Raw genomic sequence first — 20,673 nt, 5'->3', positions numbered from 1 at the left:
CCTTACCTATTTTTTTTGCCGAAATTAATATCTGACGCAAAATGCAATTTGTAACAAAATCTGTAACAACAATAATATTTCAGCCTGTACGCGTCTAGATTGGTGAAAAATCTCAGGGTAATCCCTGAATAGACGGGTAATGTGCTTAAGGATATTCGAGATTATCAAATTCTATTTCTCTCCTTGTTCCTAGTTTTGGGAATTGGTACAAGGGACTGGACACTGCGACCGGAGTTGATTGGGGTGGCGATCGCTACTTGTCTATCAACTCAATGGATTTTTTCATTAATCATTGGCAAAGAACAAATGATTAATGTTCGTAGTGCCTTAATTACCTCATTGGGACTCAGCTTATTATTGCGGGCTGATAACTGGACAACGATGGCCTTGGCAGCAGCAAGTGCGATCACCAGCAAATTTATCTTCCGATTCGGTGATAAACATTTCTTCAATCCTGCTAATTTTGGCATCATTACCGCCTTGCTACTCACATCAGATGCCTGGGTTTCACCAGGACAGTGGGGTGAGGATTGGTGGTATGGGCTGTTATTTGTTGGGACTGGCGGCATGATTTTACAGCGCGTTGGTCGCTGGGACACTACAGCCACCTTTTTGGGTGCTTATTCACTGCTAGAAGCAATACGTAATCTCTGGTTGGGCTGGACTTGGGATGTTTACTGCCATCGTTTGATGAGCGGATCTTTGCTCTTATTTGCTCTGTTTATGGTCACAGATCCTCGCTCAATTCCCAATGCCCGAATTGGGCGTATAGTTTGGGCGTTGTGCATAGCCATAGTTACTTTTATCCTGCGGAATTATTTCTTTATCTCCACAGCAGTTTTTTGGGCATTATTTATTTTGGCTCCATTGACCATACTGCTAGATGCCCTTTGGTTAGCTCCCGAATATTCCTGGTCACAGGAAGACGAGGAAGTGGGGGCTGGGGACTGGGGACTAGAGACTGGGGACTAGGGATTAGGGACTGGGCAATTTACCTAATCCCCAATGCCCCATGCCTAATACCCAATACCCAATACCCAATACCCAAATTTTTAAAATCCTTGAGGAATAAAATGAAACCTTTAAAATTTTTTATCCCAATACTGGTGATATTGATAGCTGTCTTCTGCTTTGTGCCCACAGCTTGGGCATTCTGCGGATTTTATGTTTCCAAAGCTGATACAAAGCTTTATAACAAAGCTTCTCAAGTAATCATTGCACGGGATGGCGATCGCACCGTCCTCACAATGGCAAACGATTTTCAAGGAGAAGTTAAAGATTTTGCGATCGTTGTCCCTGTACCAACCGTGCTGCAAAAAGAGCAAGTTCGCGTTGCCGAACCCAAGATTATCGAGCGTCTAGACGCTTTTAGTGCGCCGCGATTAGTAGAATATTTCGACTCAGATCCCTGTGCCCAACTTTATGAATATGACAAACCGCAAGCAGCAGCAGCACCATCAGCCAGAAATGAAGCAGGGGGTAGGAGGAGGGGTGCTGATAGTTTAGGTGTAACTGTCGAGGCGCGTTTCAACGTTGGCGAATACGACATTGTAATCTTGAGTGCTAAAGAATCTGGCGGATTGGAAACCTGGCTAAATCGCAATGGTTACAAAATTCCCAAAGGAGCGAAAGATTTGCTTAAGCCCTACATTCGCTCCTCCATGAAATTCTTTGTTGCCAAAGTCAACCTAGATAAATTTGAGGAATCTGGTTACCAGTTACTCCGTCCCCTACAAATTTCCTACAAGTCACCCAAGTTCATGCTGCCAATTCGTTTAGGCATGATCAACGCCACCACTGAGCAGGATGTAATTGTCTACATTCTATCGCCTAAAGGACAAGCAGAAACCACCAACTACCGGACGGTAAAAATCCCCTCTGACACTAACATTCCTTTATTTGTTAAAGATGAATTTGGCGAATTCTATAAGTCCATGTTCCAAACTGCCTACACTAAAGAAGACCGGAAAGTTGCCTTTTTGGAATATGCATGGGATATGGGCAGTTGCGATCCTTGTTCTGCCGAACCTTTATCTTTAGAGGAACTCAAACAAGCAGGTGTATTTTGGCTGGATAATAATTCTTCTAGTAATATGCCTACACCAGCAGGCTTTCGTCGTCCCCTTCCTAGCAGTAACGTCTACATCAGTCGTCTGCATATTCGCTACACGCGCAACAAATTTCCTGAAGATTTGATGTTTCACGAAACTTCCAACCGGGAATCTTTCCAAGGGCGTTACATCTTACAACATCCGTTCACGGGCGAAGCTAAGTGCCAAGCTGGTCGAGAATATAAGCGGTCATTGCCTAAGCGTTTTGAACAAGAAGCGCAAACTCTAGCCAAGCTAACCAACTGGAATATTCAAGAAATCCGCCAAAAGATGAAGTTGACTGTAGGACATCTTACAAGTTCTTGGTGGGAAAACTTCTTTTCCTGGCTGGGGTTATAGATAGATAGGAAGCAGGGGAGAGATTTGTATAAGGAACTCCAAAAAATAAATTATCCAAATTTTTGGACTCAACACGACTGTTCCTCCCCCTGTTCCCCTGCCCTAAACGCGATGGGATATTTTTTTATTTGGAAGCCCCGCCAAGATTGACAAAAAAACATAGGCAAGAGACTTAATCACGACAAAGGGTAATACTCTAGAACATTTTTATACGCAATACTAAGATATTCTTGCTTTTTTCGCCCAGATTGTCATGGTTGAATTGGATGAACAGCTACGCTCCTTAGTTGCCCAAGCCTGTGAAAACCCACCTGGAAGTCCTCAGCGTCAGAAGCTGCTCACGCAAATCATTCGCTTGACTGCAAGTAGACTCTGGAGGGAAAGTACTCCCTACTATCAAGACGCACTACAACAAACTTGGTTGTATTTCTGTCGCAACATTTGCAAAGCTACAACAGGCCAAGCTTATGACCCGACTTATGGTACTGTCGTAACCTGGCTAAATGCCTACTTGAAACGCAGACTACAAGATTTTTACCTCAACCAGCAACGGGAACAAGTTATCAAAGTGCCTCTAAAGTTATACCAGTCTGGTTCTGGCAATAATAGTAATACTATTGATCCTGTAGATAATCTGGCTGCTACTCCTGAAGCACCTCCTATTTTAGAGAACGTCCGGGTATGGGCTGAAACAGATTCTCAAGGAGAACTACGCAACACTTTTATTAAAGGGCGTCCAGACGTAAATTGTCAGGTATTAATTTTAAAACGTTTACCCCCAGAAGCTAGTTGGAAAGAATTGTCTAAGGAATTCGGTTTGGCAATTCCTACATTAAGCAGCTTTTATCAGCGCCAGTGTTTACCACGCTTGCGTAAATTTGCAGAAGCCGAGGGGTATTTATGAAGATAGAAAAAGTCAAAGTAATTAGTAATTGATAATACCCTGCGGGAAGCTGCGCTAGCCTACGGCAAGCCGCTACGCGACTACGTAATCCGTAGTTCAATCAGTGGTTCAAGAACAAATATTGCAACCATATTCTACAAATCATCTCCCCAGCCCAGTCACAACATACTGTTAAGACGCATCATCTCCCTTGTTGAGATGCGATCGCTATCGACCTAACTATAAACTGCTGTTTCTGGCAATAGGTTACTTTGATATCTGCTTTAGCTGGAAGTTAAAAGCTAAAAGCAGGAGGTTGACAATGACCAAACAATCTTTAAGTTTTTTTAAATCAGTAATTTTACCTTTACGTCTACATATTTATACTACTAAAATCGATTAGCTTAGAAACTTCATCTAGTAAATCCTGGTAATTGCTATGTTACCCATAGCACTGTCAGATATAGAATTAAGCGATCGCCTATCTGAGACAAAAAATGGCGATTGCACTAGTTTTTGAGAGAAATACATGATTAGTGCTGTGATTCATATTTAGCAAGTTTAAGGAAACACGCTTCTAATGAAAGTTAATTATGTAACTGAATCTTCTATATCACCTGTCAGTTCTTGGACAAACATAGCCAATAGCATTGTTTTTATTGATACTAAAGTTCCAGACTTTGAGCAATTAGCCGCAGGTGTAATCGCTGGGGTGGAGGTAGTTGTACTAGACTCCCTCGACGATGGCATTGCTCAAATTAGCTGGGAACTGTCACAACGGCAAGGTGTAACGAGTGTACATCTGGTGGCGCACGGACAACCAGGCCAAATCCAACTGGGTCGCTCAACTTTAAGTCTGTCTACTCTAGACTTCTACAGCAGTGCTTTGCAGGAATGGACAAAATCCTTGGCATGGGGCGCTGAAATTTTGCTTTATGGTTGTGAAGTCGGTGCTGGAAATGCAGGAGCTACATTTGTCTACAGGTTGGGGTTATTGCTGGATACTGCCATCGCGGCATCTTCCACCAAAGTCGGTAATCTTGCCTTGGGTGGCAATTGGGAACTAGATGTGACCACAGGAAAAGTAGTCTCTCCCCTAGCTTTTAAGCCGGAAGCGATGGCAGTTTATGCCCATGTGTTACCAGACCTGTTCTACGATTCCTTCGCTAATAATACTGGATGGACACTGGGCCCAGAATGGCAGATTGGCTCTGCAACAGCTTCTAGTGGGCAGAACTACGGTAATCCAGACCCTACATTTGACAATACACCCACCTCTGATAACGGCGTAGCAGGAGTTGTCATTGGAGGTAATGCTTCTACCTCATTGCATGGCTATCAGTACATCCTTAGCCCTGTTATCAATACCAACATTTCTGGCAGTGTCTTCTTTGACTACTACCGTTGGCTGAACAGCGACTACACCCCCTACATGCAGAATACCGTTGAAATTTACAATGGTAGCAGTTGGGTAACACTCTGGAGTTCAGGAGGAAGCCCTGGTATTCAAGATAATTCCTGGACGCTGCAAAACTTTGACATTACTGCTTACAAGAGCGCAGCCACACAAATTCGCTTTGGTTTCAATGTTGGGAGTACGGGTGTTTATTCAGTTAGCTCTTGGAATATTGATGATGTCAGGATCTACACTGATTCGGTTATTCCAGTTAATAACGCACCTACAGACCTGAGCTTAAGTGCCACCAGCGTTAACGAAAATATTCCTGCTAACACGGTCATCGGCATATTCAACACAGTTGATCCAGATGCAGGTAACACCCACACCTACACCCTAGTCTCCGGTACAGGCAGTACAGATAATGCCAACTTCAGTATCGTCAATGGCAACCAGTTAAGTATCAACCTCTCCCCCGACTACGAAACTAAGAAAAGCTACAGCATTCGGGTACGCACGACCGATCAAGGGGGACTGAGCTACGAGGAAGTATTGACCATCAACGTCAATAACCTCAATGAAGCACCTGTTGTTTCAGCAAGTAGTGGAAATACCTTCAAAATTACAAGTTTGTTGGCAACTGGAGTCAATGCGATCGAACACAATACCGTTACAGGCGACGACCGGGGTGGTATTGCGATTTCCAATTCTCAAGTCTTTTATACAGGAGACTACCAAACAGGTAGGTTTGCGCTGACTGACCTTTCTGGAGGCACTAGTATTGGACAACAGTATGATGCCATTTTCAGCAATCTCGCAACGGGCGATGTATACACCTTTGCCAATAATTTAATACCCTTAGGCCCCAACGGCGGTACCATCACCAGCTTACGAGGAATCGATGGCAGCACTGGTACACTTTCAGGAACGAATATCTCCTTATCAACCCCAATTAATACATCAGGCCCAACAGGAATCTTTTCCGGCTACAACCGTGCCGTCATTTATACAAATTCACGGGTCTATAATATTGACTTGCCTTTTGGAACAGTAACTGATTTGGGAGTAATGAATCAGCCTCTTTGGAGAGGTAGCGAAAATTGGGCAATTTGGGGTGTCGCTGAGTATTTTGATAATACTGTCCATCTAGTTTATGTAGATGAATCTCCTACCAATACAATTAAACGGATACGGGTTCCTGATGGCGTCACCGAAACAGTAGCGACATTCAACAGTTTGGCTGATATGGCTGCCTTTACGGTTTCGCCCTCTAATAATCGCTGGTATTTCCATCATGAAGGAACATCTCAGTTCCGATCGGGAGATGAAACTATTGGGTATGCTGATGCTTCTTTCTTAGTCGGAGGTGGTAGTGGTGTTGTTCTAAGTGATGATTTTGATCCGGGTGTAGATAACACGAAATGGCTATCGATCAGCAGTGGCGCTGCAAACACTAACTTCCCTGGTAACGGTAACTCCCTTTGGTTCAATGGTAATGGCGATCGCTCGGCAACTACCCAATCACTAAATATCTCGAACGGTGGCACAATTTCCTTTGATTTGATTATTGGTTCTGACAGTTTTCCTCGAGAAAATGCAGATTTTGGAGAAGATGTTGTTCTGGAATACTCAACTAATGCCGGAGCAAGCTGGAGTATACTAGCAACCTACGATCAAGACCTTTATACTAGTTGGTCAACCCAAACCTTAACTATCCCAGTTGCAGCCCAAAGCAATGCAACTCAGTTTCGCTGGCGGCAAATTTCTCACAGTGGTGATTCATTCGATAACTGGGCAATTGATAACATCTCTATTACTGGAGGAGGCGCTGGAGGAGGTTCTGGACTAGCCGATCAGACGGCAACTGCTAATAGTTTATTCAACTTCTCATTTGCATCTAATGTCTTTACCGATCCAGATGGCGATCCACTGGCTTACATGGTTACACGCAGTGATGGTTCACCTCTGCCTGGTTGGTTGAGCTTTAACCCCTCTACTCGTACTTTCAGCGGTACACCTACTAATGCAGATGTCGGAACGCTCAACGTCCGGGTAACAGCTTTTGATCCGAGTGGATTATCTACTAATGATGTCTTTGAGATTGCGATCGCTTCTGCAACTCCACCTAATATCGTCACCAATACCAATGATAGTGGTGCAGGTAGCTTACGGGCTGCGATTGAGTGGGCTAATAGCAATCCTGGTACGGACACAATTACCTTTAATATTGCAGGGTCTGGAGCACAAACGATTAAGCTCTTCTCTGCCTTACCTACAATTACAGACTCCATAATTATTGATGGCACTACCCAAGCTAATCCTTATACTGGTTATTTTGGTGGCCCACCTATCGAACTCCATGGAGCCAATGCTGGTAGTGGTGTTAGTGGTTTGGTGTTAGCTGCCGGTAACAGCACAATTAGAGGATTAGTCATTAACCGCTTTAGTGACTTTGGCATATATATATGGGGCGGTGGTAATAACGTCATTGAAGGCAACTACATCGGCACTGATATCAGCGGCTTTTATGAGGAAGGAAATGGCAATTCTGGAATTTACATTGAGTCTGCAAACAATCGCATTGGTGGCAGTTCTTTAGGATCACGTAACGTTATCTCTGGGAATAACAATGGTGGTATCAATATCTCCTTTACCGGTGCTTCTTATAACCAGGTCATTGGTAACTACATTGGATTGAGATCTGATGGATATAGCACCATTGGTAACTCTGGTTGGGTCGGTGGTGTCACCATTGGTTATGGCGCAAGCTCTAACGCGATCGCTAACAATGTCATTTCTGGTAACGGACTGACAGGCGCTAATGGAGCTATTTTCATTCATGGCGAAAATACTACAAACAACCAAGTTATCAGTAACTTCATTGGTACAAATGCTTTTGGAACCTCTGATTTAGGTAACTTTAGCCCAGGCATTAACATTTCTGCTGCATCAAATACTTACGCTTCCATGAATGTAATCGCTGGCAATGATGGTGGTGGCATCAGCATTTATGGCAGCACAGCAACGGGAAATTACATTGGTAACAACCAAATTGGAACGAATTACAATAACGATCCTTTAGGCAATAGCTCTGATGGCATCTTTATCAATGATGCTACCAACAACATTATTAGCAATAACACCATTGCTTATAATACACGCGGGGTTGTAGTTGCCGCCTTTAGTGGGACTGCAACAGGAAATAACATTACAGGTAATTCGATTTTCGCCAACACAGCTTTAGGTATTGACCTTAACTATGATGGTGTTACCCTTAATGACGTTGGCGATGGGGATACAGGCGCTAACAATCGGCAAAACTTTCCTATTCTGACTTCTGCAACTTCTAGTAGCGGCACAACTACTAAAAGCAGTACAACTGCGATCGCAGGTATCCTTAACAGCAAACCCAACAGCATCTTTAGAATTGAGTTCTTTGCTAACAGCAGTCTACATCCTACAGGCTATGGCGAAGGGCAGACTTATCTGGGTTCTGTGGATGTTACCACTAACGATCTTGGCAATGCCAGCTTTACAGCAAATCTAACGACATCTGTACCGTTGGGACACTTCATCACAGCTACAGCAACGGATGCGAATAACAACACTTCAGAATTTTCGCAGGGAGTGACAGTTACAAAGCCTTATAACGCACCTATAGACCTAAGCTTAAGTGCCACCAGCGTTAACGAAAACATTCCTGCTAACACGATCGTCGGCACGTTTAATACCACTGACCCTGATGCAGGTAACACCCATACCTACACCCTGGTTTCTGGTACAGGCAGTACGGATAATGCCAGTTTCAGCATTGTTCAGGGTAACCAGTTAAGTATCAACCTCTCCCCCGACTACGAAACTAAGAACAGCTACAGCATTCGGGTACGCACTACAGATCAGGATGGATTAAGCTATGAGGAAGCCTTGACCATCAGTGTCAATAACCTCAACGATGCTCCAGTGCTGGTGAATAATGCGACGATTCCGGTGAATCAGGGCAGCATAGTCACAATTACCTCAGCATTACTGCAAACCACAGATCAGGACAATACCCCAACCCAATTAACTTATACTCTGACAAACTTACCTACTGCCGGCACCTTGCAACTCAATGGCAACACTTTAGCAGTTGGAGGCAAGTTTACCCAAGATGACATTAACAACGGTCACGTCACCTACTTACAAAACGGCAGCAAAACTACCAGTGATAGCTTTGGCTTCACTGTATTCGATGCTATACCCTCAACCATTACCCGCATCTCCACCAGTGCCAGTGGTACTCAGGGCAATAGTGACTCCTCCTTTCCAAGAATTTCAGCGAATGGTCGTTATGTGGCGTTCTCTTCCTATGCCAGCAACTTGGTGGATGGCGATACCAATGGTAAAGAGGATGTGTTTGTTAAAGACCTGGTGAGTGGCAGCATTACCCGGATTTCGACCAGTGCCATTGGCACTCAGGGCAATAGTGGCTCCTCCTTTGCAAGCATTTCTGCGGATGGACGCTATGTGGCGTTCTACTCCGGTGCCAGCAACTTAGTGAGTGGAGATACCAATAGCACCACCGATGTGTTTGTCAAAGACCTAGTGAGTAACAACATTACACGCATCTCCACTGATGTCAACGGCACTCAAGGCAATACTTTCTCCTACTATCCCAGTATTTCAGCAGATGGGCGCTATGTAGCGTTCTATTCCGAGGCCAGCAACTTAGTGAGTGGAGATACCAATAACACAGTAGATGTATTTGTCAAAGACTTGATGAGTGGCAGCATCACCCGCATCTCCACTGATGTCAATGGCACCCAAGGCAACAATTTTTCTGCCGATCCCAGCATTTCAGCAGATGGGCGCTATGTAGCGTTTTATTCCGAGGCCAGCAACCTAGTCAGCAACGATACTAATAACACAGGAGATGTATTTGTTAAAGACTTAGTGAGTGGCAGCATCATCCGCATCTCCACTGATGTCAATGGCACCCAAGGCAACAACTTATCTGGTGCCCCCAAAATTTCAGCAGATGGACGCTATGTAGCGTTCTCTTCCGATGCTAGCAACCTAGTTAGTGGCGATACCAATGGCACAAGGGATGTGTTTGTCAAAGACTTAGTGAATGGCAGCATTACCCGAATTTCCACCGATGCTAGTGGCACCCAGAGCAATGGTAGCTCCTACAGTTCCAGCATTTCAGCGGATGGGCGCTATGTGTCGTTCTATTCCGATGCTAGTAACCTAGTTAGCGGCGATACCAACGGCACAGCAGATGTGTTTGTTAAAGACTTGGTGAGTGGCAGCATCACCCGCATTACCACCAATGATAGTGGTATCCAGGGCAATGATTTCTCACAGGTTTCCAGCATTTCAGCGGATGGGCGTTATGTAGTATTCCACTCCAATGCTAATAACCTAGTTAGTGACGATACCAATAGTACAAGGGATGTGTTTGTACGTGACTTGGGCCGGATTGGTACAACCATTTCAGGCAGCAGTTCTATTACAATTACACCAGTCAATCATGCACCAGTGTTGGTAACTGCGATCGCCGATCAATCAGCTATCCAAGGCAATGCTTTCTCGTTCACTGTTCCGGCTAACACAATTGGCGATCCAGATAATGACCCAATCACCTACAGCGCTCAACTCGCCACTGGTGATTCCTTACCTGGTTGGTTAACGTTCGATGCAGCTACCCTTACATTTAACGCCACACCCACCAATGCCAACGTTGGAACGCTCAGTATCCGGGTAATTGGGGCTGATCCATCTGGCGCTTCGGCGGCAGATGTCTTTGACTTAACTGTTTTACCAACATTAAGTGCCAGCAATATTACAATCACTGAGGGCGATAGCAGTACACCTAATGCTGTATTGACTGTTACCTTATCCGCACCTGTAACTCAAACTGTTACCCTAAACTATGCTACCGCAGATGACACTGCCTACAAAAACTATGACTACACTGCAACTGCTGGAATACTCACCTTTGCGGCTGGAGAAACCCAGAAAACAATTTCTGTTCCAGTGATTAATGATACTTATAATGAAGCGAATGAAACTTTCAAATTACTACTGACCAATGCCACGAATGCGGCGATCGCTACTTCTGAGGTAACTGCAACCATCCAGGATGATGACTTGCTGCCAACCATCAGCGTTTATAGCATTAGCTTGGCAGAAGGAGACAGTGGCACTCGCAATGCTACCTTTAGCGTCAAATTATCCTCTGCTAGTGGTCAACCTGTAACAGTGAACTATGCCACAGCAGATAACACAGCCACCGTCGCTAATGCTGATTACACCCCCACCAGTGGCACTCTCACCTTTGCTCCTGGTAACACTTTACTCAGCGTTAATGTTGCTATCACTGGCGATACAACTATAGAACCAGATGAAACCTTCTATCTAAATCTGAGTAATCCCAGTGGGGCAACCCTTGCTACTAGTCAAGGTACGGCCACTATTCTCAATGATGATACCGTGAGCGGCCCTGTAGGCCTAACTATAATCGGCACTAGTGGTAACGACACCCTTGCAGACGGGAGCGGTGACGACACCCTCTTGGGGTTAGAAGGTAACGACACCCTCAATGGCAGTAGTGGTAACGACAGCCTTACGGGTGGAGCCGGAGCGGATGTACTCACCGGTGGGTTAGGTGCAGACCGTTTCATTTATCCCACCTTCAGCGAATCGCTTTTCGCTGTGCGCGATCGCATTCGTGATTTTAACCCGAATCAAGGCGATCGCATTGTCCTTGGTAGTGTCCCCACTAATACTTTCAATGCAAGTATCGTCACCGCAGCCGATTTAAATGCTGCTGTAACCGCTGCCTACAACGATGCTGACACCACTGTTGCTGGGTCGCAACCATTAGCAGCAAATCAGGCGGTGTTCTTTAGCTATGGTGCTACTGCCGCGACACGACGCACCTATGTGTCGGTTAACGACAGCAATGCTGCCTTTAATGCCAGCAGCGACCTCTTCATTGAGGTCACAGGGATGGTGGGTACCCTACCCGCTGGGGCATTGACATCGAGTAACTACTTTACTGTTTAAGTCAGTCCTATTGAGACAGCCTGTTTCTTACTGAGGCTGTCTCCGTCTCGACTTACTAGACTAGCTTCGCAATGCAGATACTTTGATTTAACTTCCCAACTTCTACAATACAAAACTAACTATGATTCGTTTAATTAGCGATCGCCGCATCCTTAACCTAAGCTTAGCAACCTGTGTCACTCTTGGCATCACTGCCTGCCTCCCTTCCAAGGTGATGGCTTTAATCACCGGCTTTACAGATGTTTATAGCACTAGCAACTGGACATTAACTAACAGTAATGCTGACGGCACTATTGATGATAGCAATGCAACCACCGTATACCTAAGCGGCGGTAACAATGGAAGCGGTTCTAACGGCACTACAGATTGGACTATATCTATTGATTCAACCAGGGCAGGTATGTTGGCCTTTGATTGGATTTATTCCACCTTAGACACTGAGGGCGACGATACAGCAGGTTATCTGCTCAATAATATTTTTTATCAATTAGCCGCATCAGAAGGGGAAGCCAGTACCTCACCCGTTACAGTTGCGGTAAACTCCGGTGACATCTTCGGCTTTCGAGTGCAAACGCTACAAAATAACGGTGGAGCAGGAGTATTTAACGTTAACAACTTCCAGGCGCAACCAGTACCTTATGAGTTCTCGCCAACTTTGGGGTTAGTGATGATTTTTGGTTTAAATGGAGTGTATTGGCAGTGGCGCAAGCTGCAAAGTAAATCTAGAGTAAATGAAGTTTTGAAGTAGTTAGATTCTACTCTCAGTTTTTCTTCTATTTTTTGCTATTCCATTCAATATATAGCAGTCCTTAATCATTCGTGAATAACAAGAACCCCAACTTTTTAAAAAAGTCGGGGTTCTTGTTTATGACTTACAACCGCATTCTAAAAGTTGGTAAAAATTAGACTTTTAGCCAATCAGTGGCGATGGTGCAAGCGCCCACTGTAGACGATCGCTATTTCAACAAATTGGTGGAAATTCCATCCCAGTCGGTACTTTACAAGCGAAAGCGAAACAGAACTGCGCCATAAGAGAGTATTGTGAAAGCTATAGTGTCCTGACAAATCGCTCTCAAGTTATACGTCACTTCTGTGCTGTGGCAGAAGATTCTCTGGTTGCACCCAAGTATCTTAGTCAGTTAGCGAGCCACTAGCCAAAAGTAGGAAGAAAAAGCAACGCTCATGGATAACACAGATAAAGTTGATTCCTCTGCAAATAATTCAAATCAGAATACAACAACTACCGAAGCAAACATCGGTTCACTGACATTATCTAACGAACCGAAGCAAATTTCTAAAACAATAGACATAGATGGTCACCGTCCGGTTGAGCCAAGTGATTTAGAAATTAAGGATACTCTCGACATCGATGGTCAACGTCCAATCGCTAAGAGCGATATTCAATCAAGCCAAACAATAGATGTAGATGGTCAGCGTCCGATCGCTAAAAGCGATTTTGAGGGTTGTGAGATGCTCGCTATAGATGGCTTGCGTCCGGTTGACCCAAGTGATTTAGAAGTTAAAGATACTTTCGACATCGACGGTCAACGTCCGATTGCTAAAAGTAATTATGTCGTTAAGGATACCCTTGACATTGATGGTCACCGTCCAATCACTTCAAATAATACTCAAAAGCCTGAAATTACAACAGATTTTGTAGATTAAAATCATCCGCAGGCATTTACTATTAATCTACTATTAAAAAGATAGAAGAAAAGCGCTCTGTACTGTCTCAATCTGCTTACTCTGATTCGGTACTTTAAACGCACAAGTATCTCTGGAAGTTGGTAATGAAGAAATTAATTAAAGGTCTACGTGAATTTAAAGCTAGCTATGTTTCAAAGCATCAAGAACTGCTTGAGCAACTTTCTCATCATCAAAAGCCTAGAGTATTGTTTATTACCTGTTCGGATTCGCGTGTAGATCCAAATCTAATTACACAAGCCCAGCTGGGTGAATTGTTTGTCATCCGCAATGCCGGCAATATCATTCCACCATTTGGGGCAACTAATGGCGGTGAAGGTGCCACAATTGAATATGCTGTCGAAGCCTTAGATATCCGGCAAATTATTGTCTGCGGCCACTCTCATTGTGGCGCAATGAAAGGACTAATCAAGTTAAACAGTCTGCAAGAGAAAATGCCGCTTGTGTTTGATTGGCTCAAATATGCACAGGCAACCCGAAGGCTGGTTTTAGACCACTACAGTCAGTACCAGGAGGAGGAACTCCTTGAAATCATGATTGCCGAAAATGTCCTTACCCAAATAGAGAATTTGCGGACGTATCCAGTAATTCACTCTAAGCTCTACCAAGGGCAACTAAGCATATATGCTTGGATTTATCACATTGAGACAGGAGAAGTTTTAGCATACGATCACCATAAGCACGCTTATGTTTTGCCCCAAAGCCAGCTTCTAGAATTAGAGATGGATGAGAAGCGTCTAGACCAGTTTCCATCTGGCGACGTAGCAATCCGTTCTGCTCAAACCCAGCAAGGCGAAATTAAACCTCCTCAAAAACTCACAACTTATGGACATGAGCGGTTTCCCATGACACGCCTTTCTCCAGAACAGATAGAGCGAATTTATCGAGGAACGAATTAGGCTAATTGAGTGGTGAGTGCTAAGAATAATTTCTCCCCTTCCGCGTCGCCCTTCAGGTATCTGCTAGTAGACACCCGCAGGGTGGCTTAAGGCAGGGTAGGAACTGTCCGTTGGAAACCCTCCCGCAGCAGCGCTGTCTGACCAATCACTAATACCCAATCCCTTAAAATCCTTGAGGGATAAAATAAAACCTTTAAAATTTTTATCTCATAAGTCCACGCAATAATCTTCTCAGGTGAATCCAGTTCTAAGGGAGTATCAGATGTAAATTTGCCGCGTCTATCTTTAATCTCAGGTATAGTTAAACACGTTAATAAATTTATATCAAATTCTTAAACAAATCTAAATAAACTTATTACCAATTTAATAGGTAACGGCTTTTACAGCACTTAAATAAATGAATCATTTATTAATAAATTAAATGCAATATAAAGCAATTAGGAAAATGCTTTGAACAAGAATTTAATAGCTTTTGCAGCTAGTTTAATCTTTAGCATTGGAGCAGTAATTATGTTAAAAGCTTTAGTCAAAAAATTTAATATACCTACATTTACAACTTTAAGTACGGCTATTTTTAGTAGTTATATTTTGATGATGTTTAGTATAGTACAAAATTTTATGACTAAATATAAGAGAGCAAAATAAACTTACTTGCAAGTTTAATACTGTGCTAGGTTTTACAAAACATTATTTCTCATAAAAATGCCACTCCAAGGAGTGTTTGGAGTGGTTTAAAGCCCTAAGATGATGTATTACACATAAATTATTATGTGGGAAACACGAGTATTATTTTATCTACCGTAAGGTGGTAAGTTATAATAATAACCTCTATCAAAAGTAATAAGTAAAACTTGTTAATTGATAAAATAAAATCTTTGTTACGATTAATACAAAGTTGGTTTGATTTTTTCCTGTGAACGAAGCGATCGCTATTAGACTTTCCCGTAGGCTATAATTTCGTTAAATAGTTTACATATATTAGGTTTTATTCAATGTCAAACAAATATTTTTTATCCTTATTTGGTATAAAATACCACTCCAAAAATTATTGGAGTGGTCACGCCTAACAAGATAAATAACACAGAAATTATGCAGTCATTATTAATACTAGTCTATCTGTCTAAAGGTAGTAGATTTTGAATATTTTATCAGTCACAAGTAGTAGACTTAAGCACCATAGACAATATTAGACCAAGTATAATTGCCTGTTGCGGTTATTTACATCTTTCCCACTCGAAGAATAGTTGAATTTTATTTCACTGATGAAACAGCAAAAATCCCGGACTAAACAACTTCTTTATTCGTAGCGGTTATTATAGAGTACTCATTTAGATAGTACGTTTAATGTGGATTAAGTCCTAAAACCCTTGTAATTTCGTAGGTTTCCAAAACAATGATTTTGAACGAATCTAGAAAGCCTGATGAAATAAGAGGCTCTAATTCACATCAGGCGTATAGTGCTATTCATTGGTAGAAAACGGGTTCTTGCAGCGTATAACGCCAAGGATACAAAGAAAAGTCTGAGTTAATAAGCTGTTACACATTTAAATTGCATAATCAAGGCGGGCAAGATGCCCACCTTATAAGATTTATTGAAATTTCTGGGATGCAAACTAGATGTGGTTTAGCTTACTGCTCATATCAAACTTAATTCCCCCAATAACCTTGAAAACGGGCAATCGGGGAATATTGGAAAGATAAATATTGCTAACTAAACTGTATACAGAATTAAGAGGTTATCAGCGTAAAAACGTTTGGATCGCACCTACTACTGAGTTTAACTGTATGGTGTACAGATACTTAAGAGTAAAGCAGGCGATCGCTCAATACCTTTTTAGAGCTAACTTACCAGGGATAAGGGTATTATTAGTTCAATGTGGCAGAAACAAACTTACTAGACAAAAAACAGCTTAGAAAACAAGCTCTTTGAATTTTGTAGACACCAAAAGGGTGGCTTCGTATAGCGTTACTAGGCTATACGCGCCTGAGCTAAGTCCCGAATTAGCGGAGTTCTAGCGTAAATATAAGCTCTGACACTATCGATTTCTTCGCCACTGAGCAGTTGTTTATTATTGATCTGCGCCAGTATTTGCTTAATTAGCTCTGTATCATTTAAACCCAACAAAATACTGGTTTGGGTTTCCTCAATGACTGACCAAAGCAACCGTAATGTTGTAGATCCCATATCGCAGCCTCATACTCTACTAAATCTAAAAATTTAATAATTTCTTTAGATTTTGTTCATTCTTAGATTGTACCTTCATTACTCCATAAATTCAAAGCCCATCCTCAGAATAAAATTTCCCCTTGTCGTGCCTGCCAGTTATCACATGGTTAAAAGTGTGATTTAATGCAATGCAGGCATCCATTTTTCAATGAAGCAAAATAAAATCCCCACTTCGGAAGTGGGGAAGATGAACCAAAGGCGATCTGATAGTACATTTATACTATATATATTCAGAGATGTCATCTGGCCATACTGATAATGTTTTGCTTTAAAAGTCCCTAAAATTGATTCCAACTGTTGGTCTAAACGTTGCAAGCGTTCAAAATCTGTAAATTGTTGGGCAATTTCCAAAATGCGATCGCCTGTGGCACTTTGCGGGAAAGCGATCGCACTCTTGGCCAAGAGAAACTAAGATACTTTCGGTTGATGCCACACACTCAGCTTCAACTTAGAGCAGTAGCAATCCCCATCGCTAATTTCTTGCTCGCGATCAGCTATCCAGTCATAAATTTGTGCAGCTAGTGCTAATGCTGCCTGTTGTGAACGATAAAGCCGAGGACTAGGACAGAAGGCTTCACCATTGATGTGTATGGCTGCAATCTGCCAATAGTCGCTTCCTTCACCCTCCGGTACAACTTCTAAAAATCCACTACTGTAAGGCTCGATTATTCCTAGATTCATCTGCAAACCAATCGAACTTTAAAACTATTCTCCCTGATAGTTGAGCAAATATCCTGCGGCGAGGGACTGATAGTCTGCAATTTGCTGTTGCTCCCAAGTTGTGTCTAACCCTAGTTCATCAGCCAAAATTGCTGCAACACGACCAGATGCTTCTATGCTGGCGATCGCATCCAACAACAGCGATCGCGTTCGTCGTGCTAGTATATCCTCCACCGTGCGCGCCAGTTCGTAACGCGCAGCCCATCGCACCTCTGCCTCTAAGTAGGGTAACCGGGGATGCAGCAGTGTGTTTGCACCAGGCAAATCTCGGATGCTAGCTGCATCAGCGCCATAAACATTTAAGGGTTCTGCTGCTGGGGTTTGAGTCCAGCCGTGTAAATGTAAGCTAGAGGTGATTGAAGGACGGGGGGAGAGATTTACAAGTTGCATTGCTTGATTTACCACGTCCTCGCCCATCTTGCGGTAAGTTGTCCATTTGCCACCAGTAATCGTCAGTAATCCTGAAGCAGAAATGCAAATCACGTGTTCGCGGGACAGGGCCGCAGTTGACTCAGAGTGCTGAGTCACCGAAGTTTGCCCGGAGGGAAACCCTCCTTGCAACTTCTCGCTGAGTTCTGAGTTCTGAGTAAAAATTTCTCCCCGTGTCCCCTTGTCCCCGTGTCCCCTTGTCCCCTTGTCCCCTTGTCCCCGTGTCCCCTTTCCCCCTACCTTCACTAACGGGCGCTGTCCTACGAAAACGCTCAACGCATCCTGACGGCTGGGTGCAGGTGTGAGATATTGAGCAGCTGTACGCAGAATAAAGTCAATTTCTTCCTCAAGGGGACGAGGTTCGTAGGATGTATGCTCAACAGGGGTGTCAGTTGTACCAATTACTACTTTGCCATGCCAGGGGACTGCAAACAACACCCGTCCATCCTCAGTTTTGGGAATCATCATCGCACTGTCGTTAGGTAAAAATCGCTTGTCTACGACGATATGCACCCCTTGGCTAGGAGATAGCATTGCCGATGCTGTGGGATCATCCATGCGCCGCACGTCATCCACGAATACGCCTGTGGCATTCACCACGACTTTTCCCTTAAGTTCAAAAGCTTCCCTTGTTTCAGCATCACGGGCACAAACACCTCTTACCCGCTCTCCTTGCTTGAGTAAACCAACTACTGGCAGATAATTTAAAGCAACGCCGTTGTAATCTAGTAATGTTTGCAGCAGGGTAATGGCAAGGCGAGCATCATCAAACTGTCCATCATGGTAAACAACTCCTCCCCTGAGTCCGTCAGTTTTTAAAGTTGGTAAGCGTAAGAGTGTATCTTGTTCACTCAAAAACCCGCTATGACCTAAGCTCAAACTACCTGACAGCAAATCGTAAAGCTTTAAACCCGCGCCGTAAAAAAGCTGCGACCACCACGTATATCCCGGCACTACAAACGTCAAATCGTTCACAAGATGAGGCGCATTCCGGCGCAACAGTCCCCTTTCGTGCAGTGCTTCTCTTACCAAAGCGATGTTTCCTTGTGCCAAATACCGCACTCCTCCATGCACCAGCTTAGTTGAGCGGCTGGAGGTTCCTTTGGCAAAGTCATATTTTTCTAACAACAGTGTTCGGTAGCCCCGCGTGGCTGCTTCAACAGCACATCCCAAACCCGTTGCGCCACCGCCAATCACAATAAAATCCCACTCATCAGACTGGCGAAGCTTGGCAATGAGGTCTTGACGAGTTATCGGTGCGTTCACAATCATTCTTCTATGTTACTGACTGTTTCCCCAGCTTCGTCAGTGTCGAGTCTGAGCGATCGCCCGCCGCCATGACGAGCGCAATGTCTCCCGATGATCAACGCTCATCGACGGCTCAAATCGCTTGTCAAGTTGCCACTGCTGCACAATTTCCTCTTCGCTTTCCCAGTAGCCAACGGCTAAACCTGCCAAATAAGCAGCGCCTAAAGCAGTGGTTTCGGTGATTTTTGGACGGACAACGGGTACACCTAGAATATCTGCCTGGAATTGCATAAGTAAATCGTTGCGAGATGCACCGCCATCTACTCGCAGTTCACTGAGGTTAAGCTGAGAATCTTGATGCATGGCATCAATCACGTCAGCCGTTTGATAGGCAATGCTTTCTAGTGCTGCACGGGCGATATGGGCGCTAGTTGAACCACGAGTTAAGCCAGCGATCGTGCCGCGAGCATAGCTATCCCAATACGGTGCGCCCAAGCCAACGAAGGCAGGTACAAAATACACACCGCCGTTATCAGTAACACTGCAAGCAAGCTGTTCAACATCTGCACTATGCTTAATAATGCCGAGTCCGTCGCGTAGCCATTGCACAACTGCCCCGGCTACAAATACGCTACCTTCCAAAGCATAATTAGTGCGTCCATTAATACGCCAGGCGATCGTGGTCAGTAGCTTATGGTAGGATGGCATGGGCTGATCACCTGTATTTAGCAGCAAAAAACACCCTGTGCCGTAAGTGTTTTTCGCCATGCCACTTTGCAGAGATGCTTGCCCAAAGGTTGCAGCCTGCTGGTCTCCAGCAATTCCAGCAATAGGAAGACGGCTACCAAAAAGGCCTTCGGAGGTGTATCCATAAACTTCTGATGAACTCCGTACTTCGGGGAGAAGCGAACGGGGAATATCGAGAATTGACAGCAATTCATCATCCCAATCTTGAGTATGAATATTGAACAGTAGAGTTCGGCAGGCATTGGTCACATCCGTGATGTGGAGTTCGCCCTGAGTCAACTTCCAGATTAACCAGCTATCGACGGTTCCAAAAGCCAGTTCTCCACGCTCGGCTTTTTCACGAGCGCTGGGCACATGATCGAGCAACCACTTAAGTTTTGTGCCGCTAAAGTAGGCATCAATTACCAATCCCGTTTTCTTTTGGAATGTTGCCTCATATTCAGCTGCTTTGAGTTCATCGCAGTAAGCAGCAGTGCGACGGTCTTGCCAGACGATCGCATTGTAAACCGGCTTGCCCGTTTTTCGATCCCAGGCGATCGTGGTTTCTCGTTGATTGGTAATACCAATGGCAGCAATATCACTAGCACGGATACCAATACGAGCTAGGGCTTCGTTAGCAACACCAACTTGCGAAGACCAAATTTCGTCAGCATCATGCTCAACCCAACCGAGCTGCGGAAAGATTTGTTGAAATTCTTTTTGAGCAACACTCAGCAGCTCGCCATTACGGTTAAATACAATGGCGCGGGAGCTAGTAGTGCCTTGGTCGAATGCCAAAATGTATTTAGTCATAGGATACAAGTAGCCAACGTATATATTAATGCATTGGCTTGTTATGTTAACCCAAGTTGCTAGTTAAAAAATGCGGCATTGCTGAATGAAAGGATGAATTGATTTATATAGGTACAATTTGATACTTT

General features: G+C 43.9%; 12 protein-coding genes. 7 read left to right on the top strand and 5 right to left on the bottom strand.

Translation table 11 applies throughout. The annotated features are described in order from the left end of the window. The first annotated feature begins 141 nt into the window (after positions 1–141). The 7 genes from AC5JL8_RS26040 to AC5JL8_RS26010 all read left to right on the top strand — a co-directional run bounded on the left by AC5JL8_RS26040 (position 142) and on the right by AC5JL8_RS26010 (position 14,382). Entirely contained in the window at positions 142–972 is an 831-nt protein-coding gene (locus tag AC5JL8_RS26040) for an RnfABCDGE type electron transport complex subunit D (RefSeq protein WP_495882576.1), read from the top strand. A 101-nt stretch (positions 973–1,073) separates the two neighbouring features. Continuing rightward, positions 1,074–2,450 (top strand): DUF2330 domain-containing protein, encoded by a 1,377-nt coding sequence (locus tag AC5JL8_RS26035; protein ID WP_495882575.1) that lies wholly within the window; start codon positions 1,074–1,076, stop codon positions 2,448–2,450. 253 nt (positions 2,451–2,703) lie between these two features. Further along, positions 2,704–3,354: a sigma-70 family RNA polymerase sigma factor gene (locus tag AC5JL8_RS26030; protein ID WP_495882574.1), complete on the top strand. Its 651-nt coding sequence runs from the start codon at positions 2,704–2,706 to the stop codon at positions 3,352–3,354. A gap of 559 nt (positions 3,355–3,913) precedes the next feature. Continuing rightward, entirely contained in the window at positions 3,914–11,779 is a 7,866-nt protein-coding gene (locus tag AC5JL8_RS26025) for a DUF4347 domain-containing protein (protein WP_495882573.1), read from the top strand. A 121-nt stretch (positions 11,780–11,900) separates the two neighbouring features. Further along, a complete protein-coding gene (locus tag AC5JL8_RS26020) occupies positions 11,901–12,527 on the top strand; it encodes a PFE-CTERM domain-containing protein (protein WP_495882572.1) in 627 nt (208 codons plus the stop codon). Positions 12,528–12,961: 434 nt separating this feature from the next. Then, positions 12,962–13,444 carry a hypothetical protein gene (locus AC5JL8_RS26015; RefSeq protein WP_495882571.1) on the top strand — a complete coding sequence of 161 codons (483 nt, stop codon included), beginning with the start codon at positions 12,962–12,964 and terminating at the stop codon, positions 13,442–13,444. A gap of 125 nt (positions 13,445–13,569) precedes the next feature. After that, the gene (locus AC5JL8_RS26010) at positions 13,570–14,382 is read left to right on the top strand and encodes a carbonic anhydrase (RefSeq protein WP_495882570.1); all 813 of its coding nucleotides are present in this window, start codon (positions 13,570–13,572) and stop codon (positions 14,380–14,382) included. 1,969 nt (positions 14,383–16,351) lie between these two features. Here the strand turns inward: AC5JL8_RS26010 and AC5JL8_RS26005 are convergent. From AC5JL8_RS26005 to glpK, 5 genes are all read right to left on the bottom strand, one after another. Further along, positions 16,352–16,567, bottom strand: coding sequence for a hypothetical protein (locus AC5JL8_RS26005; protein WP_495882569.1), 216 nt, complete (start codon positions 16,565–16,567; stop codon positions 16,352–16,354). Between the two features lie 162 nt (positions 16,568–16,729). Beyond that, positions 16,730–17,011, bottom strand: coding sequence for a hypothetical protein (locus AC5JL8_RS26000; RefSeq protein ID WP_495882568.1), 282 nt, complete (start codon positions 17,009–17,011; stop codon positions 16,730–16,732). A gap of 6 nt (positions 17,012–17,017) precedes the next feature. Further along, a complete protein-coding gene (locus AC5JL8_RS25995) occupies positions 17,018–17,290 on the bottom strand; it encodes a hypothetical protein (RefSeq protein WP_495882567.1) in 273 nt (90 codons plus the stop codon). 24 nt (positions 17,291–17,314) lie between these two features. Continuing rightward, positions 17,315–19,024 carry a glycerol-3-phosphate dehydrogenase/oxidase gene (locus AC5JL8_RS25990; protein WP_495882566.1) on the bottom strand — a complete coding sequence of 570 codons (1,710 nt, stop codon included), beginning with the start codon at positions 19,022–19,024 and terminating at the stop codon, positions 17,315–17,317. A 39-nt stretch (positions 19,025–19,063) separates the two neighbouring features. Continuing rightward, a complete protein-coding gene (gene glpK / locus AC5JL8_RS25985; protein WP_495882565.1) occupies positions 19,064–20,545 on the bottom strand; it encodes a glycerol kinase GlpK in 1,482 nt (493 codons plus the stop codon). Between the last annotated feature and the right edge of the window lie 128 nt (positions 20,546–20,673).

The sequence above is a fragment of the Mojavia sp. genome, assembly GCF_059505145.1.
This window is presented reverse-complemented; position numbering and strand designations above follow the sequence as displayed.